Source organism: Streptomyces sp. NPDC006798 (assembly GCF_040635975.1).
In the GTDB taxonomy this organism is placed as follows: domain Bacteria; phylum Actinomycetota; class Actinomycetes; order Streptomycetales; family Streptomycetaceae; genus Streptomyces.
Genome location: NZ_JBEYIS010000005.1, coordinates 60,825 through 84,797 on the forward strand (window position 1 = coordinate 60,825; position 23,973 = coordinate 84,797).

Below are 23,973 nucleotides of genomic sequence, written 5' to 3' on the forward strand. Positions count from 1 at the left end.
GGGCGGTTCCGGCGCCGCTGTTCAGGCGGCGTGCGGCGGTCGGTGCCGTTCCGGGGACGCGTCTTCGGGCGGTTTCCGGTCCGGGCCGGGAGCACCCGGTTCCAGGGCGGAGCGGCGTTCCTCCGGGTGCTCGGGCGGTGCCGGCTCCTCGGCCGGGACGGGGGCCGGGTCGACGGCCGGGGGCGGGGACGGGGATGCGGCCTGGGGTGGCCGCGGTGCGGCCTCGGCGCGGTGGTCGGCCGGTGTCGCGGCCCGTTCCAGGAAGCGCAGCAGTTCCACGGGGAACGGGAGGACCAGGGTGGAGTTCTTCTCGGCGGCGACGGCGACGATGGTCTGGAGAAGCCGCAGCTGGAGGGCCGCCGGTTCCTCGGACATCGCCCCGGCGGCCTGGGCCAGCTTCTTGGACGCCTGGAGTTCGGCGTCCGCGTTGATCACCCGGGCGCGGCGCTCACGGTCGGCCTCCGCCTGTCTCGCCATGGAACGCTTCATCGCCTCGGGCAGGGAGACGTCCTTGATCTCCACCCGGTCGATCTGGACGCCCCAGCCCATGGCCGGGCTGTCGATCATCAGCTCCAGCCCCTGGTTGAGCTGTTCGCGGTTGGAGAGCAGATCGTCCAGATCGCTCTTGCCGATGATGGATCGGAGGGAGGTCTGCGCCATCTGGGAGACGGCGAAGCGGTAGTCCTCGACCTCGATCAGGGCGTTGGCCGCCTCCACCACCCGGAAGTAGACGACCGCGTCCACCCGGACGGTGACATTGTCGCGGGTGATGCCCTCCTGGGCGGGTACGGGCATGGTGACGATCTGCATATTGACCTTGTGCAGCCGGTCCACCACCGGAACGATCATGGTGAAGCCGGGGGTTCTGACGCTGCCGTGCAGCCGTCCGAGCCGGAACACCACTCCGCGTTCGAACTGCTTGACGACCTTGGCCGCGGCGGCCGTGTAGACCGCTATCCCGGATGCCGCCGCCAGCCCCGCGACCACCAGTTCCTCGACCATGGGGGCACCCCTTCCGTGCGGGCCGGTACACCCCATTCCACATTCCACGGTATGCCCGCGGTGGTCCCCTGGCGAGGCCCGGCCGGGCCGGGACGGGCCCTTCCGGCCGGGAGGTCTCCGGGCCACCCCGGCCGGGAGGGCCGGGGCGTCAGGACGCCAGCGGCCTGACCTTGATCCAGGTGCCGTCGTCCGTCAGTACGGCCTCCGTCTCCAGATCGGCTTCGGCCAGGCATTCCTCCAGCTGGGCGGGGGTCATCGGCCGGGAGCGGAAGGTCTGGGTCCAGGTCGCGTCCGCGAAGGTGTACTCCCCGTGGACGGAGTGCACACCGTCGCCGACCGGCTCCGAGGAGACGATCCGGACCCGGTAGCCGGACGGGTCGACCCGCTCGCGGGGCACATTGGTGTGCCAGTCCGCGCCCTCGCGCTGGATGAGGATCCGGCCGCCGTCCTTGAGGTGTTTGCGGCAGGTCCGCAGCATGCCCCGGCGGACGGCGGGATCCCCGGTGTGGACGAGGAACGACGCCAGCATGACGACGTCGAACCGCTCGTCGAGGTCGAGTTCTTCGATGGAGGCGTGGACGGTACGGCGGGCGCCGCTGATCCGGGCGAGCATGTCCGGTGATTCGTCCACCGCCGTGACGGCGAAGCCGCGGGCGATCAGCGGATGGGTCACCCGGCCCGCGCCCGAGCCGAGTTCGAGTATCGAGGCGCCCGGTGGCACGGCCGCCTCGATCACATCGGGCTCGTTCCCGACGGGGAGTCTGGCGTACATATCGACGGCGCAGCCGTCGGGGGTGATCGGTCCGGGGCCGGTTCCTTCGTATCCCTTACGCATCCGTACGGTCATATCCGCCCAACGACCGGTACCGCCGGGGGCGTTCCCGGTGGCGACTTCTCGCCATCGGCTTTTGGCCCGGCGCCCGGTCGGGGATCGTCCTCTCAGCCGGACGAAGGTGCATGCTGGAGAGGAAGGAGCGATCACAATGCGCACGGGCAGTGAGCCGGTGACCGCACGCAGTCCGCTGCGGATGCGGTTCTGGCTGAGTGTGTGGGGACTGATCTGGGCGGGCGGCGGTACGGCGGTCTTCCTGCTGACGTCGCACCCCGGCTGGGCGGCCCTCTGCGGGGCGCTGCTGTTGATCGTTCTGGTGGATCTGGTCGTGGTGGTGCGGCATATCCGCCAGGGTCCGCACTTCCAGCCGGGCCGGGACATACCGCCGTACGAGCCGGTGCGCGAGGAGCACGACCGGGCTGGTCCGGGTCCGGCCGGCCGGGCGCCGCCGGGGACCGGTCCTCCCGCCCCGTGAACGGCCGGGGGATCAGACCCCGCCGTCCTCCGGGTCCCGGTCCTGCCCGGTCTCACTCCGGCCCGATCCGGGCGCGGTGTCGAACCGGGCCGCCCTCAGATACTCGGGCTTGGGGTCGAGGGCGGCGGCCAGCCGGAAGTGCCGTTTCGCCTGCTCGGGTCGGCCTGAGCGTTCAAAGGTACGGGCGAGGGCGAAGTGGGCGAAGGCGTTGTCGGGCTCGCGCTCCAGGACCAGTTCGAATTCGAGTTCCGCCGGGCGCAGCTGGGCGGCGGCGAAGAACGCCCGGGCGCGCAGCAGCCGGGCCGCCGTGTTCTCGGGGTGGGCCGCGATCACCGAGTCCAGCAGCTTCACGGCGCCACGCGGATCCCTCGCGGCGAGCAGTTGCTCCGCCGCTCGGTAGTCGATGACATGGGTGTGCGGATCACTTGTGGGCACGGTCGCATCCTTCCCCTCGATACCTGGTTCCAACACCGTTACGGCCGGGCCTCTTCCGTCGGCGGGCGATCCACCGGGCGGATCCGGCGGGCCGGGCGGGCGGATCCGGGGATCAGCCGACCGGTGACGGGAGCACGGCCACCACGGGGCCCGCGGCCATGACCAGCAGTCCGGCGACGACGAACGCCCGGTCCAGAGCGGTCCGCTCACGGCCCAGGACGACGACGTCGCGGGGGTCGGCGGGATCGTAGGAGACCGGGACGGTGCTTCCGGCCGTCACGGTATCGAGCGGTACGGGGGCCGGGATCTCCACCACTCGGCCGTCTTCGGTCACGTACTCCAGGAGTTCCCGGTCGGCCCCCGGCGGCGGGGGCTTCACCAGGGCTTCGGCGGTCCGGCCGCTGTGCCGGATCCGCCGGGTCCGGCGCAGTCCATGGGCGCCCGCGAGCACGGCGACGAGCCCGCCGAGGACGGTGAAGGCGGCGAAGACGGTCGGCATCGGCCCGATGCTAGGCGCAGGCCTCCTGCGGCGCGGAGGGTTTGACGGGACCCTGACGCGGAGCCTGCGCCCGGAAGCGGGTCAGGAGGACATCGGTGCGGCCCGGCGGGTCAGTTCGGCCCAGACGGCGCGGACCCGGGGTTCCAGCTCTACCAGCGGGCCGTCGTTGTCGATGATCAGATCGGCGATGGCGCGCCGCTGCTCCCGGGTGGCCTGGGCGGCCATCCGGGCCCTCGCCTCGGCCTCGGTCATGCCCCGGTCCCGGACCAGCCGCTCCACCTGGGTCGCCGGGTCGGCGTCGACCACGACGACGAGGTCGTACAGGGGCGCGAGCCCGTTCTCGGTGAGCAGGGGGACATCGTGGACGACGACGGCATCCGGGTCGGCCGTCGCGGCCAGCTCGGCGGACCGGGCCCGTACCAGGGGATGGACGATGGCGTTGAGCGCCGCGAGCCGTTCGGGGTCGGCGAAGACGAGGGAGCCCAGCCGGGGCCGGTCGAGTGCGCCGTCGGGCCGGAGGACGTCGTCGCCGAATTCGGCCACGACGGCGGCCAGGCCGTCGGTGCCGGGCTCGACGACCTCGCGGGCGATCCGGTCCGAGTCGATCAGCACCGCTCCGTACGACTCCAGCAACCGGGCGACCGCACTCTTGCCGGCGCCGATACCGCCGGTCAGGCCCACTGACAGCATGGGAGGCAGCTTATGCCCCGGGCGGGCGGGGCGTCCCGGGGCCCCGGCCCCGGTCAGGCGTCACCCTCCCGCTCGGCGAGAAAGCGCTCGAACTCCAGCCCGATCTCGTCGGCGGACGGCAGATCCACCGGCTCGGCGACGAGATTTCCCCGGGTATCGGCGCCCGCCACCGCGTCGTACTGGTGCTCGAGACCCTGGACGAGGGCGGTCAGTTCCTCGTCGCCCTCGCCGATCTGGCGCTCGATCTCGTTCTGGGTGCGATGGGCCGCGGTCCGCAGGGCGTGGGCGACCCCCGGGAGCACCAGACCGGTGGCGGCCGTGATCGCCTCCAGGGCGGTCAGCGCCGCGTCCGGATAGGCGGAGCGGGCCACATAGTGCGGCACATGGGCGGCGACCCCGAGAACATCCCGCCCGGCCTTCATCAGCCGGTACTCGACCAGGGACTCGGCGCTGCCCGGCACCTGGGCCTCGTCGAAGGGGCTGCGATGACCCGGCATCAGATCGGTCCGGTTGCCGTGCGGGGTCAGTCCCACCGGCCGGGTGTGCGGCACGCCCATGGGGATGCCGTGGAAGTTGACCGAGAGCCGGACGCCGAGCCGCTTCACGATCTGGGCGACGGCGGCGGCGAAGAGCTCCCACTCGACATCCGGTTCGGGCCCGGAGAGCAGCAGGAACGGCGCGCCGGTGGCGTCCTGGACGAGGCGGACCTCGATGGCGGGCGTCTCATAGGCCGTCCAGCGGTCGCGCCGGAAGGTCAGCAGGGGCCGCCGGGCCCGGTAGTCCACCAGCCGGTCGTGGTCGAAGACGGCCACCGGCTGGTGCGGAAGGGTGGCCAGGAGATGGTCGACGATCTGCTCACCGGTCTCGCCCGCGTCGATGTAGCCGTCGAAGTGGTACAGCATGACCAGGCCGGCCGACTCCTGGGCGAGCGCCATGTCGACAACGGCGAGACCCTGGGGGTCCCATGTGTACAAATCCTGGGGATCAGCCACGATTACCGCTCCTCCTCGTGTTCTCACTCAAGAACGCGGAGTGACGGCCCGGCATTCCCCCCTCATACCGAAGGACGGCCGACGCCACCCGGACGGGGGACATCGGACGGCGGGCCCGCTCCGGGTACAGGAGCCCGGCGGAAGCCCGGCTTCGCAGCGGTGCCCGGGAACGCCGACGGGCCCGCCCCCGAAGGGACGGGCCCGCTGGTTCAGCCGTGGATCAGCGGATCAGAGCGTCAGCTCTGGCCACCGGCCAGCTTCTCGCGCAGGGCGGCGAGGGCCTCGTCCGACGCCAGGGCGCCGGAGTTGTCGTCCGACTCCGAGGAGTACGAACCACCGGTCGGCGCGGCGGCCGGAGCGGCGGTGCCACCCTCGGCAGCGGCGGCCTCGTCGGCCTCGCGGGACTTGATGACCTGAGCCTGGTGCTGCTCGAAGCGCTGCTGCGCCTCGGCGTACTGGGTCTCCCACGCCTCGCGCTGGGTCTCGAAGCCCGCCAGCCAGTCGTTGGTCTCCGGGTCGAAGCCCTCGGGGTAGATGTAGTTGCCCTGGTCGTCGTAGGACGCGGCCATGCCGTACAGGGTCGGGTCGAACTCGACCGACGCCGGGTCGGCACCGAAGGACTCGTTGGCCTGCTTCAGCGACAGCGAGATCCGGCGACGCTCGAGGTCGATGTCGATGACCTTGACGAAGATCTCGTCGTTGACCTGGACGACCTGCTCCGGGATCTCCACGTGGCGCTCGGCCAGCTCGGAGATGTGGACCAGACCCTCGATGCCCTCGTCCACGCGGACGAACGCACCGAACGGAACCAGCTTGGTGACCTTGCCGGGGACGACCTGGCCGATCTGGTGCGTCCGGGCGAACTGCTGCCACGGGTCTTCCTGGGTCGCCTTCAGCGACAGGGAGACGCGCTCGCGGTCCATGTCGACGTCCAGGACCTCGACCGTGACCTCCTGGCCGACCTCGACGACCTCGGACGGGTGGTCGATGTGCTTCCAGGACAGCTCGGAGACGTGGACCAGACCGTCGACGCCACCCAGGTCCACGAAGGCACCGAAGTTGACGATCGAGGACACCACACCGGACCGGACCTGGCCCTTCTGGAGGGTGGTGAGGAAGGTCTGGCGGACCTCGGACTGGGTCTGCTCCAGCCAGGCACGGCGGGACAGGACCACGTTGTTGCGGTTCTTGTCCAGCTCGATGATCTTCGCCTCGAGCTCCTTGCCGACGTACGGCTGGAGGTCGCGGACACGGCGCATCTCGACCAGGGAGGCCGGGAGGAAGCCGCGGAGGCCGATGTCGAGGATGAGACCACCCTTGACGACCTCGATGACGGTACCGGTGACGATGCCGTCCTCTTCCTTGATCTTCTCGATGGTGCCCCAGGCACGCTCGTACTGGGCGCGCTTCTTCGAGAGGATCAGGCGGCCTTCCTTGTCCTCCTTCTGAAGGACCAGGGCCTCGATCTCGTCGCCGACCTTGACGACCTCGTTGGGGTCGACGTCGTGCTTGATCGAGAGCTCGCGGCTCGGGATGACACCTTCGGTCTTGTAACCGATGTCGAGCAGGACCTCGTCCCGGTCGACCTTCACGATGACGCCGTCGACGATGTCGCCGTCGTTGAAGTACTTGATCGTCTCGTCGATCGCGGCGAGGAAGGCTTCCTCGTTACCGATGTCGTTGACCGCTACCTGCGGAGTGGTGGCGGTGGTCTCGGTGCTGCTCGTCATGTGGGAAAGGGCTCCGGTACGGACATTGAAGTCGTAGGTACTGCTACGCCGAGAGCCCGTATCGCAGCTGCAAGAAGCCGGACAGCCTTGGAGGCACCGACCGGGCGATCACCCGGAGCCTGGTGGGGCTCCCGGGAGAACGACTCCGTCCGGAGACGCCTCGTGAACCGAGGGGACATACATCACAGATGCGAGCGCGGCCTGCTCCGTCTGAGGCGCGCAGGCCCGCAGCGCAACTTGTAGCATACGGGGGCAGCCGGAGACGGTCAATGCGCGAAGGCGCACACCCGGGGCGGAACGCCCTATAACCGGCACAACTGAGGTTTGCGGAGGCCATCATGGCCGCCGGTGGTCACGCTGAACGCAAACTACAACGACGGTGAAGATGAGCCAAGACGTCCGAGGTCCCCAGGATTCCCCCGGCCCGTCCGCGCGATACGCGCCCGGTACGGGCGGCCCGGCGGACCGAGCAGAACCGGCATACGCGGCAGACACGATATACGCGACAGGCACGGCAGGCATGACAGAGACGACGGACAGTACGGACCAGGCCGAGACCGAGGCGGAGGCCACCCGCCGTGACGCCGGAACCACCGAGAGCAGCCGGGCGAGCCGGGGCTGGTGGGACCGGAACGCCGACGAGTACCAGCGCGACCACGGCGCCTTTCTGGGCGACGACCGCTTCGTCTGGGGGCCCGAGGGGCTGGACGAGGAGGACGCCGCACTGCTGGGGCCGCCGGAGTCGCTGAAGGGGCTCGACGTCCTGGAGATCGGGGCGGGCGCGGCGCAGTGCTCCCGCTGGCTGGCGGCGCGGGGCGCGCGCCCGGTGGCGCTCGACCTCTCCCACCGCCAGCTCCAGCACGCGCTGCGGATCGGCGGCGGGCTGCCGCTGGTGGAGGCGGACGCGGGGGCGCTGCCCTTCCGTGACGGCTCCTTCGATCTGGCGTGCTCCGCCTACGGGGCGGTCCCGTTCGTGGCGGACCCGGTCGCGGTCTTCGCCGAGATCCACCGGGTGCTGCGGCCGGGCGGGCGCTGGGTCTTCTCGGTCACCCATCCGCTGCGCTGGGCGTTCCCCGACGAGCCGGGCCCGGAGGGCCTGAGCGTCGCGGCGTCGTACTTCGACCGCACGCCCTATGTGGAGCAGGACGAAGAGGGCCGCGCGGTCTATGTGGAGCACCACCGGACCGTCGGCGACCGGGTGCGGGACGTGGTGGCGGGCGGTTTCCGGCTCGTGGACCTGGTGGAGCCGGAGTGGCCCGCGTGGAACGCCCAGGAGTGGGGCGGCTGGTCCCCGCTGCGGGGCAACCTGATCCCCGGCACGGCGATCTTCGTCTGCGTCCGGGACTGATCAGGGACCGGGGACCGAGGCACCGCCGTCCGGGGTCACCGGGCGTACGGGCCGGGAGGCCCGGGGGGGCGCGGGACGACCGCGTCCCCTTCCTTGTGTGCCTTACGCCCCCTCTCCCCGTCCTTTCTTGTCCCTTCCACCTCTCGATTCTTCCTATGAACCGATGAGCGCATCGCAATGGCGGACAACCCGGCTTCCCGGTTCGCGGGGGCGGGTGACACTGGGCGCATGATCCGAACCGAAGCGCTCGCCGGGCTCCCGGTCCGCGACCGTGTGCCCGATCTGCTGGCGGCACTCGACTCCCGCGGTACGGCGGTGCTCCACGCCCCGCCGGGTACCGGCAAGACGACGCTGGTCCCGCTGGCGCTGGCCGGGCTGACCGGCGCGGGGCCGGCCCGGAGGGTGCTGGTGGCCGAGCCCCGCCGGATGGCGGTACGCGCCGCCGCCCGCCGGATGGCCTGGCTGCTGGGCCAGGAGGTAGGCGAACTGGTCGGCTACACGGTCCGGGGCGATCGCAGGGCCGGTCCCGCGACCCGGGTCGAGGTGGTGACCACGGGGGTACTGCTCCAGCGGCTGCAGCGGGACCCGGAGCTTCCGGGCGTCGACGTCGTACTGCTCGACGAGTGCCATGAGCGGCATCTCGACGCCGATACGGCGCTCGCCTTCCTCGTCGACGTCCGTACCGCCCTGCGGCCGGAGCTGGGGTTGGTCGCCGCGTCCGCCACGAGCGATGTGGAGGCCTGGGCCGCACTGCTGACCTCGGCGGACGGCTCGGAGCCCGCGCCCGTGGTGCGCGGCGGGGGCGAGGGTTTCGGCTCGGCGGTGCACTACGCGCCGCCGCCGGCCGGGATCAGGCCCGCGCACGGGACGTGGGTGGATCAGGCACTGCTCCGCCATGTCGCGGCGACCGTCCGGACGGCGCTGGCCCGGCACGAGGGCGATGTGCTCTGCTTCCTCCCCGGCACCGGCGAGATCGCCCGGACCGCCGTCCTGCTGGCCGGTGCGGACGCGGAGGTCCTCCAACTCCACGGGCGGGCTCCGGCGGCCGTCCAGGACGCGGTGCTGCGGGGTGGCGGGGAGCGGCGCCGAGTGGTGCTGGCGACCTCGGTGGCGGAGTCGAGCCTGACCGTGCCGGGCGTACGGATCGTGGTCGATTCGGGGCTGGCCCGGGAGCCCCGGACGGATCACGCGCGGGGTCTGGGGTCGCTGGCGACGGTGCCGGTCTCCGCGGCGGGGGCGACCCAGCGGGCGGGCCGGGCGGGCCGGGAGGCTCCGGGTACGGTCTACCGCTGCTGGGCGGAGGCGGACGACAGCAGGCGGGCGCGGTTCCCGGCACCGGAGATCCGGGTCGCGGATCTGACCTCGTTCGCGCTGCGGGTGGCGTGCTGGGGCGATCCGTCGGCGCGGGGTCTCGCCCTGCTGGACGCGCCGCCCGGCGGGGCGATGGCCGCGGCGGGGTCCGTACTGCGGTCGGTCGGCGCGGTGGATCCGGAGGGCCGGGCGACGGAGCGCGGTGCGCGGATGGCCCGGCTCGGGGTGCATCCCCGGCTCGCCCGGGCCCTGCTGGACGGCGCCGGACGGGTCGGCGCGGACCGGGCGGCGGCGGTGGTGGCGCTGCTGAGCGAGGAGCCGCCGCGGGAGTACGGCGACGATCTCGCCGCGGTCTGGCGGGCCGCCCGCCGGGGCGGGGACGGCTATCCGGCCCGCTGGCGTGCGGAGACCCGGCGGCTGGCGGCGGCGCTGCGCTCGGTGGAGCCGGCCGGGCCGGACGCCGGGGAGGGCGGCGGGCTCTCGGACGACGCGGTGACGGGCCTGGTGACGGCGCTGGCTTATCCGGAGCGGGTGGCGCGGGCCCGGGGCGAGGGAATGTTCCTGATGGCTTCGGGCACCCGGGGCGAGGTGGCGGCGCGTTCCGCCGTACGGGGGGCTCCCTGGCTGGCGGTCGCGGTGGCGGACCGGCCGGTGTCGGCGGCGTCCGCCCGGATCCGGCTGGCGGCCCCGGTCGACGAGGCGACCGCCCTGTCGGCCGCGGACCGGCTGCTGGCCGAGGCGGAGGAGGTCGGCTGGGAGGACGGTGCGCTGATCGCCCGGACCGTACGGCGGCTGGGGGCCGTGGAGCTGTCGTCGCGGCCGTTGCCGCGGCCGGATCCGGACCGGGTGCGGGCGGCGGTGCTCGACGGGCTCCGCCGGGAGGGTCTCGGACTGCTGCACTGGACGCGGGAGGCCGAGGGACTGCGGGACCGGCTGGCGTTTCTGCGCCGGACCGTGGGCGACCCCTGGCCGGATGTCTCGGACGCGGCGCTGCTGGAGCGGGCCGGGGAGTGGCTGGAGCCGGAGCTGTCCCGGGTCCGGCGGGCGGCGGATCTGGGGCGGATTCACGCCGGGACGGGGCTGCGGCGGCTGCTGCCCTGGGCGGGCGGTGCGGCGGCCCGGCTGGACGAGCTGGCCCCGGAGCGGATCGAGGTACCGAGCGGTTCGCGGGTCAGGGTGGAGTACGGCGGGGAGCGGCCGGTGCTGGCGGTGAAGCTCCAGGAGTTGTTCGGGCTGCGGGAGACCCCGGAGGTGGCGGGGGTGCCGGTGCTGGTCCATCTGTTGTCCCCGGCCGGGAGACCTGCGGCGGTCACCGCCGATCTCGCGTCGTTCTGGCGGGACGGCTATCGCGCGGTCCGGGCGGAGCTGCGCGGGCGCTATCCCAAACACCCGTGGCCCGAGGACCCGTCGACGGCGCGGCCCACCCGTCACACCCGGGCACGGACTCCCGGGTAGAGGTGATCGGGAGGGGCTCCCCCGATGACGCGTCGGACCGGGGTGCCGGAGTAACCGGGGCCGGGGCGAGAACCGGCGCGCCGCCCGGACCCGTATCCGGTACGGCACCCGGATACGGCACCGCCCCCGCGCCGGGTGCCGGCAGGGGGGCGGTGCGAGGTGCCCGTGGGGCGTACGGCAGGTCAGCCCGCGGTCGTGGCGGGAGAGGCCGAGGTGGCGGGGTTCGGCTCGGCGGGCACCTCTACCTTCAGCTCGATATGGACGATCTGGCCGCCCGCCAGCTCCACCCGGAGGCGGAAGGTGCCGGTCAGATCGTCGGCGTGGAGTTCGGGGAGGGCGAGGATCCCCTTGGCGTCGGTGGTGAGTCCGTCGAGGGTCCGCAGCCGGGTCTCCTCGGCGCCCTGGAAGTAGGGGCCCTTCTGCGCGGGGACCCACTTGCCGTCCTTGTCGGTCTCCTCGACCGTGACCCGGGCCGCGACACCGGGTGCGACGGTGTCGCGGTAGGTGGCCTTGACGACCACGGCATGGGCGAACTTGGCGCCCGGCGCGGCCGTCATGTCCTTGCCGTCGGTCCAGACGGCCTTGTCGGCGGCGCGCTGGGTGACCTTTCCGGCGAAGGTGATGGGCGAGACCCTGTGGCCGACGACCGCGGCGCGCACGGCGAAGGAGCCGGTACGGTCGCCCGCCTCGATGACGGGTGCGGTGACCTTGCCGTCCGCGCCGGTGCGCAGGACGACGGTCTTCTTCTGCCCGGCGAAGACGGTGCCGGTGAGGCCGGAGATGTCGAACCGGACCTGCTGTCCGGCGGCCGGGCGGCCCGCGCCGCTCCGGACCCGTACGGTGACCCGCTCGTCGGCGTCCCGGCCGGCCATGACGGTCAGCGGGCCGGTGCCCGCGTTCACGATGGAGCCGACGGGCGCGGTGTCGACGGGCGGCGGCGTCGGCCGGACGGGCGGCTTCGGCTGCGGCGGCTTGGGGTTGCCGGTGCCGGGCGAGGTCGGCGGCTTCGGTTCCGGACGGTCCGTGCCCGGCGACTGGGGCGGGGTGGTGACGGGCGGCGGGGTGGTGGTGCCGCCGCCTCCATTGTTCCGGTTGCTGTCGGGGCCGTTCGGGTTCGGGGGTACGCCCTTGCCGTCGGGCACGGTGTGGGTGCCCCGCTTGTAGTACTCGAACCAGGACAGGACGGTGTTCAGATACTCCCGCGAGCGGTTGTAGCCGAGGATGGCCCGTTCGAGGTCGCGCGGCTGGGTGAGGTCGCGGTCGCCGGCGCAGAGGTAGCGCCCGGCCGCGAGGGCCGCGTCGTAGATGTTGTTGGGGTCCTTGCGCCCGTCGCCGTTGGCGTCCTGGCCCCAGGTGGCCCAGGTGGAGGGGATGAACTGCATGGGGCCGACGGCCCGGTCGTAGACCGTGTCCCCGTCGTGGGCGCCGTCGTCGGTGTCGGGGATGTTGGCGAAGCCGACACCGTTGAGGACCGGGCCGCGAATCGGGGAGAGGGTGGTGCCGTTGGCGTCCACCCGGCCGCCGCGCGCCTGGCCGGACTCGACCTTGCCGATGGCGGCGAGCAGTTGCCAGGGGACCTTGCAGCCCGGGTCGGAGGCCGCGATGGTCTCCTCGGCTCGCTTGTAGGCGGCGAGGACCGTCGCGGGGATGCCCGACTCGGCGTGCCCGGCGGGGCTCATGGTGCCGTTCGGGCCGGTGGGCGCGGGGGACTTCAGCGGCGGAAGGTCGGTGTAGTACGGGGAGTCGCCGCTGACGGGGGTGCCGGGTGGCGGGTTGACGCCGTCGGACAGCTCGTCCGGGGTGGACTGGCTGTCCCCCGATATCGCCTGGGTGACGCCCGGCGCCTGGGACGCGGAGAGCGCGGCGACGGCCGCCGCGGCCACCGCGGTGGTGGTCGCTCCCCTGCGCAGTCGGCGGCTGAAATGCGCTCCCATGTAGCTGTCCCCTCCCGTGGCGGTCTCCCCGCTCCCCTGTGCCTCGACCCGGTCGACCCTACGTCACCGGGGGCGACGGGTCAGTGGCGCCTGACCGGTTTTCACCACTTCGCCACCTCATGACGACCGGGTAGTTGGACCGGGTTCATCAAAGGGGAAGGACGAACTCCGAGGTGGCGGCGGTTGCACGGGGCCGGGCGCCGGGCGGGCCCGGGCCGGGGCGGCGCCGGGCGGCGGCACGATATCGCCGACCGTCCAGGGGCCGGGGCGCCCCCCGGCGTACCGCCGCGTAAGGCAGGCGTACGCCGGGGGACGCGGCCGGGTCAGTGCGCGGCGGACTCCCAGTCGGCGCCGACGCCGACCGATACGTCCAGGGGGGCGCTGAGTTCGGCCGCGCCGGACATCTCCCGGCGCACCAGGGCCTCCACATCGGCGCGCTCGCCGGGCGAGATCTCCAGCACGATTTCGTCGTGGACCTGGAGCAGCAGCCGGGAGGTGAGTCCGGCGTCCCGCAGCGCGTCGTCCACCCGCAGCATGGCGATCTTGACGATGTCCGCGGCGGTGCCCTGGATCGGGGCGTTGAGCGCCATCCGCTCGGCGGCCTCGCGGCGCTGCCGGTTGTCGCTGGTGAGGTCGGGCAGATAGCGGCGGCGGCCGAACATGGTGGCGGTGTAGCCCGTGGCCCGGGCCTCCTCGACCACATGGTGGAGATAGTCCCGGACGCCGCCGAACCGCTCGAAGTAGGTGTCCATCAGGGCCCGGGCCTCGCCCGCCTCGATGTTCAGCTGCTGGGAGAGGCCGAAGGCGGAGAGGCCGTACGCCAGTCCGTACGACATGGCCTTGATCTTGCGGCGCATCTCGGCGTCGACGGCGGAGGTCTCGACGCCGAAGACCTGGGAGGCCACGGTGTTGTGCAGATCCTCGCCCGAGGCGAACGCCCTGATGAGGCCCTCGTCCTGGGAGAGATGGGCCATCACGCGCAGTTCGATCTGGCTGTAGTCGGCGGTCATCAGGGACTCGAAGCCCTCGCCGACGACGAAGCCGCGGCGGATCGCCCGGCCCTCGTCGGTACGCACCGGCACGTTCTGCAGATTGGGGTCGGTGGAGGAGAGCCGTCCGGTGGCGGCGACGGTCTGGCTGAAGGTGGTGTGGATCCGGCCGTCGCCGGCGATCGTCTTGATCAGGCCCTCGACGGTGGAGCGCAGCCTGGCCTGCTCCCGGTGCCGGAGCATGATCACCGGGAGTTCGTGGTCGGTCTGGCCGGCGAGCCAGGCCAGGGCGTCGGCGTCGGTGGTGTATCCCGTCTTGGTCTTCTTGGTCTTGGGGAGGTTCAGCTCGCCGAAGAAGACTTCCTGGAGCTGCTTGGGCGAGCCCAGGTTGAACTCGTGCCCGACGGCGGCGTGGGCCTCCTTGACCGCCTGCTGGACGGCTCCGGCGAAGAGCTGCTCCATGGCCTCCAGATGGGCGCGGTCGGCGGCGATGCCGTGGCGCTCCATCCGGGCCAGCAGGATCGACGTCGGCAGCTCCATGTCGTGCAGCAGGTCCGTGGCGCCGACTTCCGTGAGCCGGGTGGCGAGGGCGTCCCCGAGGTCGAGGACGGCCCGGGCCTGCGCCATCAGGGCGTCGGCCTCGGCGTGCTCGTCGGCGCCGAAGGCGAGCTGGCCGTCGGCGGCGGGCGGGGCCAGCTCGCGGCCCAGGTACTCGACGGCGAGGGCGTCCAGCGCGAAGGACCGGCGGCCGGGCTTGACCAGATAGGCGGCGAGGGCGGTGTCCGTGGCGATGCCGTCGAGCCGCCAGCCCCGCTCGGGGAAGACCCGCAGGGCTTCCTTGGCGCCGTGCAGCACCTTGGGGCGGGCCGGGTCGGCGGCCCAGTCGGCGAAGGCCCGCTCGTCGGCCTCGTCGAGCCGGGCGGGGTCGATCCAGGCGGCCTTGCCGTCGGCGGCGGCGAGCGCGATCTCACTGATCTCGCCGGAGCCGAGCTTCCACGCGGCGACGGTGGCCATCCCGAGCGGCTGACCGCCGTGGGCGGCGAGCCAGGGGGCCAGCTCGCCCGCGCCGAGGACGGCGCCGTCCAGTTCGACACCGGCCGCGGGGGCCGGGGCGGTCTCCTCGGCGGCTCCGGGGTCGACGGCGAGCAGGCGCTCCCGCAGGCTGGGATTACGGATCTCCAGCACTTCCAGGAAGCCCTGGAGGGCCGCCCGGTCGTACGGCGCGCGCTCCAGCTCGGCGACGGTCCGCTCCAGCTCGACGTCCCGGACCAGCTCGGTCAGATGGCGGTTGAGCTTGACGGCGTCGAGATGGTCCCGGAGGGACTGGCCGACCTTGCCCTTGACCTCGTCGGCACGCTCCACCAGCTCGGCGAAGGAACCGAACTGGTTGATCCACTTGGTCGCGGTCTTCTCGCCGACCCCGGGGATACCGGGGAGGTTGTCCGACGGGTCGCCGCGCAGGGCCGCGAAGTCCGGATACTGCCCGGGGGTCAGTCCGTACTTCTCCTGGACCTTCTCGGGGGTGAAGCGGGTCAGCTCGGAGACGCCCTTGGTCGGGTACAGCACCGTGGTGTGCTCGGAGACGAGCTGGAAGGAGTCCCGGTCGCCGGTGACGATGAGCACCTCGAAACCGGCCTCCTCGGCCCGGGTCGCGAGGGTGGCGATGATGTCGTCGGCCTCGAAGCCGTCGACGGCGAAGCGGACCGCGTTCATCGTGTCCAGCAGCTCGCCGATCAGCTCCACCTGCCCCTTGAACTCGTCGGGGGTGGCGGAGCGGTTCGCCTTGTACTCCGGGTAGTCGTTCGACCGCCAGGTCTTGCGGGACACGTCGAACGCCACCGCGAAGTGTGTGGGCGACTCGTCACGCAGGGTGTTCGCCAGCATCGACGCGAAGCCGTAGACGGCATTGGTCGTCTGGCCGCTCGCGGTGCTGAAGTTCTCCGCGGGCAGCGCGAAGAACGCCCGGTACGCCAGGGAGTGCCCGTCCATGAGGAGCAGGCGCGGTCGCTCCTCGCGTCCGCCGCGGGTGCCGTCAGAGGTCTTCTTCGATGCCGTCTCAGCCACAGGACGATCCTGCCACGCCCCACTGACAATGACGTCCACGACGGGTTCGCTCGTACGGGGGGCGGCGCCGCCCCCCGTACCCGGCGGGCCTCGCACGGGCCCGCCGTCACGGTCCGCGATCGGTCATGTCCGGGCGGGGCCGGTGGCCCGGGCGCTGTCGGTGGGGCGTGACCCGGATGCTGTCGGTGGGGCGTGACAGGATGGTTCGTGTCAGCCCGCCGCGCGCGGCCGACCCGGCGCGGGCCCGGCCGTCCGAGGCCGCCCGGTCCGGCGAAAGGGGAGCACGATGGCCACGAAACCGCCCGTGGGCGACCCGGTGCAGGACGCCCCCGAGATCGGCCCGCCCGGGCACTCGGCCGCCGGTCTCCCCGGGGTCGCGCACACCCTCAAGGCCGCGCGGGAGCAGATGGGTGCGGCCCGTTCGGTCCGGACGCTGCTCAAGGTCAACCAGAAGGACGGCTTCGACTGTCCGGGGTGCGCCTGGCCCGAGGACGCCGGGAAGCGGCATCTCGCGGAGTTCTGCGAGAACGGGGCGAAGGCGGTCGCCGAGGAGGCGACGCTGCGCCGGGTCACGCCGGAGTTCTTCGCGGAGCATCCGGTGGCGGAGCTGGCGGAGCGCAGTGGTTACTGGCTGGGGCAGCAGGGCCGGATCACGGAGCCGGTCCATCTGCCGGAGGGCGGCGACCGGTACGAGCCGGTGAGCTGGGAGCGGGCGTTCTCGATCGTCGCCGAGGAGCTGCGGGCCCTGGAGTCGCCCGACGAGGCGGTGTTCTACACCTCGGGCCGGACCAGCAACGAGGCCGCGTTCCTGTTCCAGCTGTTCGTCCGGGAGTTCGGCACGAACAATCTCCCCGACTGCTCCAACATGTGCCACGAGTCCTCGGGCTCCGCGCTGACCGAGACCCTCGGCGTCGGCAAGGGCAGTGTGTCCCTGGAGGATCTGCACCGGGCCGATCTGATCGTGGTCGCCGGGCAGAACCCGGGGACCAACCACCCCCGGATGCTGAGCGCGCTGGAGAAGGCCAAGAAGGCCGGGGCGCGGATCATCTCCGTCAACCCGCTGCCGGAGGCCGGTCTCGAACGGTTCAGGAATCCGCAGACGGCGCGCGGTCTGCTGCGCGGCACGGAGCTGGCGGATCTCTTCCTCCGGATCCGGATCGGCGGCGACCAGGCGCTGTTCCGGATGTGGAACCGGCTGATCCTCGAAGCCGGCGGCGGGGTCGACGAGGAGTTCGTCCGTACGCACACCCACGGGTTCGAGGAGTTCGCGGCGGCGGCCCGGGCCGCCGACTGGGCGGAGACCCTGACGGCGACCGGCCTGGAGCGGGCCGGGATCGAACGCGCCGCGGCGATGCTGCTGGCGTCGGAGCGGACCGTGGTGTGCTGGGCGATGGGTCTCACCCAGCACAAGCACGCCGTGGCGACCATCCGCGAGGTGGTCAACCTGCTGCTGCTGCGCGGGGCCGTGGGCCGCCCGGGGGCCGGGGTCTGCCCCGTCCGGGGCCACTCCAATGTGCAGGGCGACCGGACGATGGGCATCTTCGAACGGCCAGCTCCCGCGTTCCTGGACGCCCTGGAGAAGGAGTTCGGCTTCGCGCCGCCGCGCCGGCACGGCTATGACGTGGTCCGGTCGATCCGGGCGCTGCGCGACGGCGACGCGAAGGTCTTCTTCGCGATGGGCGGCAATTTCGTGGCGGCCTCGCCGGATACCGCGGTGACCGAGGACGCCGTGCGCCGGGCCCGGCTGACGGTCCATGTCTCCACCAAGCTCAACCGCTCCCACGCGGTGACCGGGCGGCAGGCCCTGATCCTGCCGACCCTGGGGCGTACGGACCGCGATGTCCAGGCCGGCGGACGGCAGTTCGTGACCGTCGAGGACTCGATGGGGATGGTGCACGCGTCGCGCGGCAATCTGCCGCCCGCGAGCCCCTTGCTGCTCTCCGAACCGGCGATCGTGGCCCGGCTGGCCAGGGCCGTCCTCGGCGCCGGGTCGCGTACGCCGTGGGAGGAGTTCGAACGGGACTACGGGGCGATCCGCGACCGGATCGCCCGTGTGGTGCCCGGCTTCGAGGACTTCAACGCGAAGGCGGCCCGTCCGGGCGGCTTCACGCTGCCGCACGCGCCCAGGGACGAGCGGCGGTTCCCCACCGCGACGGGCCGGGCGAACTTCACGGCGGCGCCGGTCGAGTACCCGCGGGTGCCGCCGGGGCGGCTGCTGCTCCAGACCCTGCGGTCCCACGATCAGTACAACACCACGATCTACGGCCTCGACGACCGCTACCGGGGGGTTCGGGGCGGGCGCCGCGTGGTGCTGGTGCATCCGGCGGACGCCGGGGAACTGGGACTGCCCGACGGGTCGTACGCGGACCTGGTGGGCGAGTGGAAGGACGGTGTGGAGCGGCGGGCGCCCGGGTTCCGGGTGGTGCACTACCCGACCGCGCGGGGGTGCGCCGCCGCGTACTACCCGGAGACCAATGTGCTGGTGCCGCTGGACTCCACGGCGGACACCAGCAACACACCGGCGAGCAAGTCGGTGGTGGTACGGCTGGAGCGGTGCGACTCGGAGCGCGACTGAGGCGGTACGGCCGGGCGGGGTGGCCACGGGAGCGCACGGGTGTACGCGGGTGTGCGCAACGGCACCCCCCAGCGGCCTAAGCACGCGCTCAGCCATCTGATATGACGGTGCGGCAAGCAGGTAACGACGCACCGGAACGACCGAGATCGGAGCCGCGCCCATGGGCGAGCAGCACACCGTGAAGTTCCCGCAGGACATCGTCGACGAGTACGCGGCCCTGGGGGTGGACCTGCCCGCGCTCTTCTCCGCCGGGCACCTGGGCGACCGGATGGGCGTACGCGTCCTTGCGGCGTCGGCCGAGCGGGTCGTCGGAACCATGCCCGTCGAGGGCAACACCCAGCCGTACGGGCTGCTGCACGGCGGGGCGTCCGCGGTTCTGGCCGAGACCCTGGGCTCGGTGGGCGCGATGCTGCACGGGCGCAGCACCAAGATGGCGGTGGGAGTGGACCTCAACTGCACCCATCACCGGGGCGTACGGTCCGGGCTGGTGACGGGGGTCGCGACGCCGGTACACCTGGGGCGGTCCACGGCGACGTACGAGATCGTGATCACGGACGAGCGGGAGAAGCGGGTCTGCTCGGCGCGGCTGACGTGTCTGCTGCGGGAGGTCGAGGGCTGACCCGGAGCGCGTCGGCCTCCGGGTGAGCGCCACGCCCCGGGCGGCGCCCGGCGGCCTCGTGTTGTTCGCGGTCCGCGGGCCGTCCGTGGCTTGTCGCGCAGTTGCCCGCGCCCCTGACCGCCCCCTGAGCGCCCTCGGCAAGGAGGCGCCCTCCGGGGCGGGACAGTGCCCCCGCCGGAGGCGCCGGGCCCTCGCCCCGGGGCCGGGACCGGGGTCTCCGTCGCCGGGTGTGAGCGCGCGCCGGCGGTGGCGGGGTACGCACTCTGTGTGATCTTCGCGAGGCGAGGGTGGCGGGGTGGTTTCGGCGGGCGCAATAAAGGCGTCATGTGCAGGTCACCGGGGATCTTCCGGTGCGGGCAACCCGGCAGAGGTGTAAGGACGTTCGAAGCGGCGCCCCGTCGCCCGCGGGCGGGGCGGCCGGTCTCGGTGGCGTGGACACCTCACCAGTCGTGATGCGTCTACGCGGATCAATCCGCCGCCCCCCGGGCGGCATTCATCTCTCGCGCCCGGCTCGGGGGTGAACGCCCGCCGCCCGCCCGCGCGTTCCGGAAATCATGTGACGCAGAGATGAATGCATATGCCATATAAGATATCGCGCCCTGGCGAGGATATTACTCTGCGTAACAGGGAACGGGGTGCGGAAGCAGTCCCTCCGCCCCGTTTTCCCGCACTCGCCGGTCAGCGGCACCCCAAGATCGTGATAGGGGCGCCGACAGGACCAAGATCCCCTCAAGGGCCTGAGCGGAACAGGGCGTTCTCACCATGTGAGCAGCCGGAAGCCGGAGAAGGACGCCCCGAAGTGCCCTCATTCGGGTGCACCGATATGCGACCTCGATAACAAGAGCGTCACATCCTGACTTCCCTAGTGCCCTGTCCAACCACCTCCGCTTAGAGTCACCGCCAGTCACCGCGCCGCCGGGCGCATATCAGCACCGCGTATTCCGGAACGGCCCGGCGACGAACGGCACCTCTAGGGGGAGGGCCGTGCCAGGGAAAGGACTTATCGTGCGAAACCGTTCCTTGCTCATACTTACCGCCGTGGTCACCACGGGAGCGCTTACCCTCACCGCCTGCGGATCGCGCGACGACGACAAGAAGAAGGACGACAAGGGCAGCGGTGCCAAAACCACCGTGGTCATCGGTATCGACGCGCCGCTGACCGGCTCGCTCTCGGCGCTGGGCCAGGGCATCAAGAACTCGGTGGACCTCGCGGCCAAGACCGCGAACAAGGAGAACACCGTCCCCGGCATCGAGTTCAAGGTCGAGGCGTACGACGACCAGGCGCTGCCGGGCCCGGGCCAGCAGAACGCCATCAAACTCGTCGCCAACAAGGACGTCCTGGGCGTCGTCGGCCCGCTGAACTCGGGCGTCGCCCAGTCGATGCAGGGCGACTTCGGCAAGGCGAAGCTGACGCAGGTCTCGCCGGCCAACACCAACCCGGCGCTCTCCCAGGGCGACAAGTGGGGCTCGGGCGAGAAGAAGCGGCCCTTCGACACCTACTTCCGTACCGCCACCACGGATGTGATCCAGGGCAAGTTCGCGGCGCAGTACCTCTTCAACGAGGCCAAGAAGAAGAAGGTCTTCGTCGTCGACGACAAGCAGACCTACGGTGCCGGTCTGGCGTCCATCTTCGCGGACGAGTTCAAGAAGCTCGGCGGTACCGTCGTCGGCACCGACAAGGTCACCGTCAAGGAGACCGACTTCTCCCCCACCGCCGACAAGATCAAGGCGTCCGGCGCCGACTCGGTCTTCTTCGGCGGCCAGTACCCGGAGGGCGGTCTGCTCTCCGACCAGATCAAGAAGGCCGGCGCCAATATCCCCACCATGGGTGGCGACGCGCTCTACGACCCCGCCTTCATCAAGGCGTCCGGGCAGTCCAACGACGGTGACCTGGCCACCTCCGTCGGCTACCCGATCGAGATGCTGCCGACCGCCAAGAAGTTCATCGAGAACTACAAGGCGGGCGGCTACAAGGACCCGTACGCGGCGTACGGCGGCTACTCCTACGACGCCGCCTGGGCCATCATCCAGGCCGTGAAGGCGGTCGTCGACGCGAACGGCGGCAAGGTCCCGAGCGACGCCCGCGCCAAGGTCACCGAGGCCATGTCCAAGGTGTCCTTCGACGGTGTGACCGGCAAGGTCGCCTTCGACGAGTTCGGTGACACCACCAACAAGCAGCTCACGGTCTACACCGTCGAGAAGGGCGCTTGGAAGTCCATCAAGAACGCCACCTTCGAGGACTGAGCCGAACCGCCAGGCCCCGCAGCATCTGATCCCAGCCGCGCGAGGGTGCCACAGCACCCTCGCGCGGAGTCATATCCGACACGCTCATCGGAGGCTCTGCGGTGAACGAACTGCCGCAACAGCTGGCGAACGGCCTTGCCCTCGGTGCCCTCTACGGCCTCATCGCCATCGGGTACACCATGGTTTACGGCATCGTCCAGCTCATCAACTTCGCCCACGGCGAGATCTTCATGATCGGGGGCTTCGGCGCCCTCACCACCTATTTGATCCTCCCCGACGGGAGCTCGCTGATCCTGGCGATACCCCTCATGATCATAGGTGGAGCCCTCACGGCGGTCGCCGTCGCGACCGCGGCGGAGCGTTTCGCCTACCGGCCCCTCCGAGGTGCCCCCAGGCTGGCCCCGCTGATCACCGCGATCGGCCTCTCCATCGCCCTCCAGCAGATCGTCTGGGCCTGGTACCCGGACGCCAAGAAGGCCCGGAGCTTCCCCGAGTTCTCCGGCAAGTCCTTCGAGATCTTCGGCAATCTCCATCTCCAGCGGGCGGACGCCTTCGTGCTGATCCTGGCCCCGCTGTGCATGCTCGCGCTCGGCCTCTTCGTCTCCAAGAGCCGTAGCGGACGGGCCATGCAGGCCACCGCGCAGGACCCGGACACGGCCAAGCTGATGGGTATCAACACCGACCGCATCATCGTGATGGCCTTCGCCATCGGCGCCGCCTTCGCGGCGATCGCGGCGGTCGCCTACGGCCTCGACAAGGGCCAGATCCAGTTCGAGATGGGCTTCATCCTCGGTCTGAAGGCCTTCACCGCGGCCGTACTCGGCGGTATCGGCAATATCTACGGCGCCATGGTCGGCGGAGTCGTCCTCGGCGTGGCCGAGGCGATGTCGATCGCGTACGTCGCCGAGATCCCCGGCATGCAGCAGCTCGGCGGCGGCGCCTGGGCCAATGTCTGGGCCTTCGTCCTTCTCATCCTTGTGCTCCTCGTCCGGCCCCAGGGCCTGCTCGGCGAGCGCGTCGCGGATCGGGCGTGAGAGCGATGACCACGGAAACCACTCCCACCACCGGCTCCGCCACTCCTGTGGACACCGAGTCCCGGACCCGGCTGCTCCGGGTGGTGACGGCCGCAGGTGGTCTCGCCACCGTCGTCAGCACCTTCCTGGCCTGGACCTACACCGACGAGTTCCCCGGTGATCTCACCGTCTACGGCTACCCCGGCGGTCTCCAGGTGCTCAGCCTGGTCGCCGGCCTGCTGGTGGTGCTGTTCGCCCTCGCGTCGCTCGGCGTCAGGGGGCTCGGCTGGCTGGTGCCCGCGGGCTCCGCCAAGGCCCTGCGGATGCTCGCCCTCGGCGCGTTCGGCGTCATCGGCTATACCGTCGTCGCGATCGCCTGGAAGCTCGGAGGGCTGATCCACCTGGAGCCCGGTGCCTTCGTGGCGCTGGTCGCCGCCGCCGTACCGCTGGCGGCCTTCGCGCTCCCCGACGACACCCGCCAGGCGCCGCGCCCGAAGCAGCTGCCGTCCTGGGCGGAGATCCTGATCATCGTCGCCGTCTTCGGCTTCGGGCTGTACGTGATCACGTACGGCATCGACACCGAGTACGCGGAGCTGTTCGTCGGCTATCTGGTCGTCGTCGGCTTCGGCGCGGCCGCACTGGGCAAGGCCGGGCTCACCGCCCGTCTCTCGGCCCTGACCTCCCGCTACCGGCAGATCACCGTACTCTCGGCGTTCGCCGCGGCGGCGGCGTTCCCCTTCACCCAGAACGCCGACACCTACACCCTGATCGCGGTCAACATCCTGATCTTCGCGACGGTGGCGCTGGGCCTGAACATCGTCGTCGGTCTGGCCGGTCTGCTCGACCTCGGTTACGTCGCCTTCCTCGGCGTCGGCGCGTACACTGCGGCCCTGGTCTCCGGTTCCACGGCCTCCGCCTTCGACATCCACTTCCCGTTCTGGGCCGCCGTCATCACCGGTGGTGTGGTCTCACTGATCTTCGGCGTGATCATCGGCGCCCCGACCCTGCGGCTGCGCGGCGACTACCTCGCCATCGTGACCCTGGGCTTCGGCGAGATCTTCCGGATCGCGATGCTCAATCTCGACGGCGACTCGGGACCGGACATCACCAACGGCCCCAACGGCATCCCGAACATCCCGGATCTGGAGTTCTTCGGATTCAACTTCGGCGAGCCGCATACGGTCCTCGGCTTCGAACTGGGCAGCTACGCCAACTACTACCTGCTGATGCTGCTGGTCACCGCGGTCGTGGTGATCGTCTTCAAGCGGTCCGAGGACTCCCGGATCGGCCGGGCCTGGGTCGCCATCCGCGAGGACGAGACCGCCGCGACGGCGATGGGCATCAACGGCTTTCGGGTGAAGCTGATCGCCTTCGCCCTCGGGGCCTTCCTCGCCGGACTCGCCGGTACGGTCCAGGCCCACGTACAGCACACCGTCGTCCCGGAGATGTACCAGTTCGCCGGTCCCGTACCGCCGAACTCGGCGTTCCTGCTGGCGGCGGTCATCCTCGGCGGCATGGGCACGGTCAGCGGACCGCTGCTGGGCGCCGCCCTGCTGTACATGATCCCGGCCAAGCTCGACTTCCTCGCCGACTACCAGCTCCTCGGCTTCGGCATCGCGCTGATCCTGCTGATGCGGTTCCGTCCGGAGGGCCTGATCGCCAACCGGCGGGCCCAGTTGGAGTACCACGAGGGCGATGACTCCGACCCGTCCGACAAGGGCCTCAGCGGTCCCGGGGTCGGCCTCACCAAGGCGGGGGCGTGACCG

The 23,973-nt window shown here is 71.5% G+C and carries 17 protein-coding genes; 8 read left to right on the forward strand and 9 right to left on the reverse strand.

The window, feature by feature from the left end; translation table 11 throughout:
* Positions 1 to 21: 21 nt before the first annotated feature.
* Positions 22 to 1,002, reverse strand: coding sequence for a slipin family protein (locus ABZ714_RS04720; RefSeq protein WP_358823689.1), 981 nt, complete (start codon positions 1,000 to 1,002; stop codon positions 22 to 24).
* A gap of 148 nt (positions 1,003 to 1,150) precedes the next feature.
* Positions 1,151 to 1,837: a class I SAM-dependent methyltransferase gene (locus ABZ714_RS04725; protein WP_358823690.1), complete on the reverse strand. Its 687-nt coding sequence runs from the start codon at positions 1,835 to 1,837 to the stop codon at positions 1,151 to 1,153.
* A 148-nt stretch (positions 1,838 to 1,985) separates the two neighbouring features.
* On the opposite strand from ABZ714_RS04725, the gene ABZ714_RS04730 reads away from it, so the two are divergent.
* Positions 1,986 to 2,309, forward strand: coding sequence for a DUF6343 family protein (locus ABZ714_RS04730; protein ID WP_358823691.1), 324 nt, complete (start codon positions 1,986 to 1,988; stop codon positions 2,307 to 2,309).
* A 12-nt stretch (positions 2,310 to 2,321) separates the two neighbouring features.
* On the opposite strand, the gene ABZ714_RS04735 is transcribed toward ABZ714_RS04730, so the two are convergent.
* From ABZ714_RS04735 to rpsA, 5 genes are all read right to left on the reverse strand, one after another.
* Positions 2,322 to 2,744, reverse strand: a complete 423-nt coding sequence (locus ABZ714_RS04735) for a tetratricopeptide repeat protein (RefSeq protein ID WP_358823692.1) — start codon at positions 2,742 to 2,744, stop codon at positions 2,322 to 2,324.
* Between the two features lie 112 nt (positions 2,745 to 2,856).
* Positions 2,857 to 3,243 carry a DUF3592 domain-containing protein gene (locus ABZ714_RS04740; protein WP_358823693.1) on the reverse strand — a complete coding sequence of 129 codons (387 nt, stop codon included), beginning with the start codon at positions 3,241 to 3,243 and terminating at the stop codon, positions 2,857 to 2,859.
* An 81-nt stretch (positions 3,244 to 3,324) separates the two neighbouring features.
* Positions 3,325 to 3,933: a dephospho-CoA kinase gene (gene coaE, locus ABZ714_RS04745; RefSeq protein ID WP_358823694.1), complete on the reverse strand. Its 609-nt coding sequence runs from the start codon at positions 3,931 to 3,933 to the stop codon at positions 3,325 to 3,327.
* A gap of 53 nt (positions 3,934 to 3,986) precedes the next feature.
* Complete coding sequence (locus ABZ714_RS04750) at positions 3,987 to 4,925, reverse strand: PAC2 family protein (RefSeq protein WP_358823695.1); 939 nt, start codon at positions 4,923 to 4,925, stop codon at positions 3,987 to 3,989.
* A 236-nt stretch (positions 4,926 to 5,161) separates the two neighbouring features.
* Positions 5,162 to 6,655, reverse strand: a complete 1,494-nt coding sequence (rpsA, locus tag ABZ714_RS04755; protein WP_358823696.1) for a 30S ribosomal protein S1 — start codon at positions 6,653 to 6,655, stop codon at positions 5,162 to 5,164.
* Positions 6,656 to 7,175: 520 nt separating this feature from the next.
* Here rpsA and ABZ714_RS04760 point away from each other — a divergent pair.
* Both ABZ714_RS04760 and hrpB read left to right on the forward strand, forming a co-directional pair.
* Entirely contained in the window at positions 7,176 to 8,003 is an 828-nt protein-coding gene (locus ABZ714_RS04760) for a class I SAM-dependent methyltransferase (RefSeq protein WP_358823697.1), read from the forward strand.
* Positions 8,004 to 8,231: 228 nt separating this feature from the next.
* On the forward strand, positions 8,232 to 10,769 hold the full coding sequence (hrpB, locus tag ABZ714_RS04765) for an ATP-dependent helicase HrpB (protein ID WP_358823698.1): 2,538 nt from the start codon (positions 8,232 to 8,234) through the stop codon (positions 10,767 to 10,769).
* Positions 10,770 to 10,951: 182 nt separating this feature from the next.
* On the opposite strand, the gene ABZ714_RS04770 is transcribed toward hrpB, so the two are convergent.
* Positions 10,952 to 12,703 carry a lytic murein transglycosylase gene (locus ABZ714_RS04770; RefSeq protein ID WP_358823699.1) on the reverse strand — a complete coding sequence of 584 codons (1,752 nt, stop codon included), beginning with the start codon at positions 12,701 to 12,703 and terminating at the stop codon, positions 10,952 to 10,954.
* Between the two features lie 323 nt (positions 12,704 to 13,026).
* The gene (polA, locus tag ABZ714_RS04775; protein WP_358823700.1) at positions 13,027 to 15,756 is read right to left on the reverse strand and encodes a DNA polymerase I; all 2,730 of its coding nucleotides are present in this window, start codon (positions 15,754 to 15,756) and stop codon (positions 13,027 to 13,029) included.
* Positions 15,757 to 16,042: 286 nt separating this feature from the next.
* Between polA and ABZ714_RS04780 the strand changes: the two genes are divergently transcribed.
* The 5 genes from ABZ714_RS04780 (at position 16,043) to ABZ714_RS04800 (ending at position 23,970) form a co-directional block, all read left to right on the forward strand.
* Complete coding sequence (locus tag ABZ714_RS04780) at positions 16,043 to 18,331, forward strand: FdhF/YdeP family oxidoreductase (protein ID WP_358823701.1); 2,289 nt, start codon at positions 16,043 to 16,045, stop codon at positions 18,329 to 18,331.
* Between the two features lie 160 nt (positions 18,332 to 18,491).
* Positions 18,492 to 18,950, forward strand: a complete 459-nt coding sequence (locus ABZ714_RS04785; protein WP_358823702.1) for a hotdog fold thioesterase — start codon at positions 18,492 to 18,494, stop codon at positions 18,948 to 18,950.
* Between the two features lie 1,005 nt (positions 18,951 to 19,955).
* Positions 19,956 to 21,194, forward strand: coding sequence for a branched-chain amino acid ABC transporter substrate-binding protein (locus ABZ714_RS04790; protein WP_358823703.1), 1,239 nt, complete (start codon positions 19,956 to 19,958; stop codon positions 21,192 to 21,194).
* Between the two features lie 101 nt (positions 21,195 to 21,295).
* Positions 21,296 to 22,228: a branched-chain amino acid ABC transporter permease gene (locus ABZ714_RS04795; protein WP_358823704.1), complete on the forward strand. Its 933-nt coding sequence runs from the start codon at positions 21,296 to 21,298 to the stop codon at positions 22,226 to 22,228.
* Between the two features lie 5 nt (positions 22,229 to 22,233).
* Positions 22,234 to 23,970, forward strand: a complete 1,737-nt coding sequence (locus ABZ714_RS04800) for a branched-chain amino acid ABC transporter permease (protein WP_358823705.1) — start codon at positions 22,234 to 22,236, stop codon at positions 23,968 to 23,970.
* The last annotated feature ends 3 nt before the right edge of the window (positions 23,971 to 23,973 follow it).

What these genes read in the sequence shown, in the direction of transcription:
- ABZ714_RS04770 (WP_358823699.1), bottom strand. Translation starts at nt 12,703, where the DNA reads ATGGGAGCGCATTTCAGCCGCCGACTGCGCAGGGGAGCGACCACCACC.
- coaE (WP_358823694.1), bottom strand. Translation starts at nt 3,933, where the DNA reads ATGCTGTCAGTGGGCCTGACCGGCGGTATCGGCGCCGGCAAGAGTGCG.
- ABZ714_RS04800 (WP_358823705.1), top strand. Translation starts at nt 22,234, where the DNA reads ATGACCACGGAAACCACTCCCACCACCGGCTCCGCCACTCCTGTGGAC.
- rpsA (WP_358823696.1), bottom strand. Translation starts at nt 6,655, where the DNA reads ATGACGAGCAGCACCGAGACCACCGCCACCACTCCGCAGGTAGCGGTC.
- ABZ714_RS04780 (WP_358823701.1), top strand. Translation starts at nt 16,043, where the DNA reads ATGGCCACGAAACCGCCCGTGGGCGACCCGGTGCAGGACGCCCCCGAG.
- ABZ714_RS04740 (WP_358823693.1), bottom strand. Translation starts at nt 3,243, where the DNA reads ATGCCGACCGTCTTCGCCGCCTTCACCGTCCTCGGCGGGCTCGTCGCC.
- ABZ714_RS04785 (WP_358823702.1), top strand. Translation starts at nt 18,492, where the DNA reads ATGGGCGAGCAGCACACCGTGAAGTTCCCGCAGGACATCGTCGACGAG.
- ABZ714_RS04725 (WP_358823690.1), bottom strand. Translation starts at nt 1,837, where the DNA reads ATGCGTAAGGGATACGAAGGAACCGGCCCCGGACCGATCACCCCCGAC.
- ABZ714_RS04730 (WP_358823691.1), top strand. Translation starts at nt 1,986, where the DNA reads ATGCGCACGGGCAGTGAGCCGGTGACCGCACGCAGTCCGCTGCGGATG.
- ABZ714_RS04760 (WP_358823697.1), top strand. Translation starts at nt 7,176, where the DNA reads ATGACAGAGACGACGGACAGTACGGACCAGGCCGAGACCGAGGCGGAG.
- ABZ714_RS04720 (WP_358823689.1), bottom strand. Translation starts at nt 1,002, where the DNA reads ATGGTCGAGGAACTGGTGGTCGCGGGGCTGGCGGCGGCATCCGGGATA.
- hrpB (WP_358823698.1), top strand. Translation starts at nt 8,232, where the DNA reads ATGATCCGAACCGAAGCGCTCGCCGGGCTCCCGGTCCGCGACCGTGTG.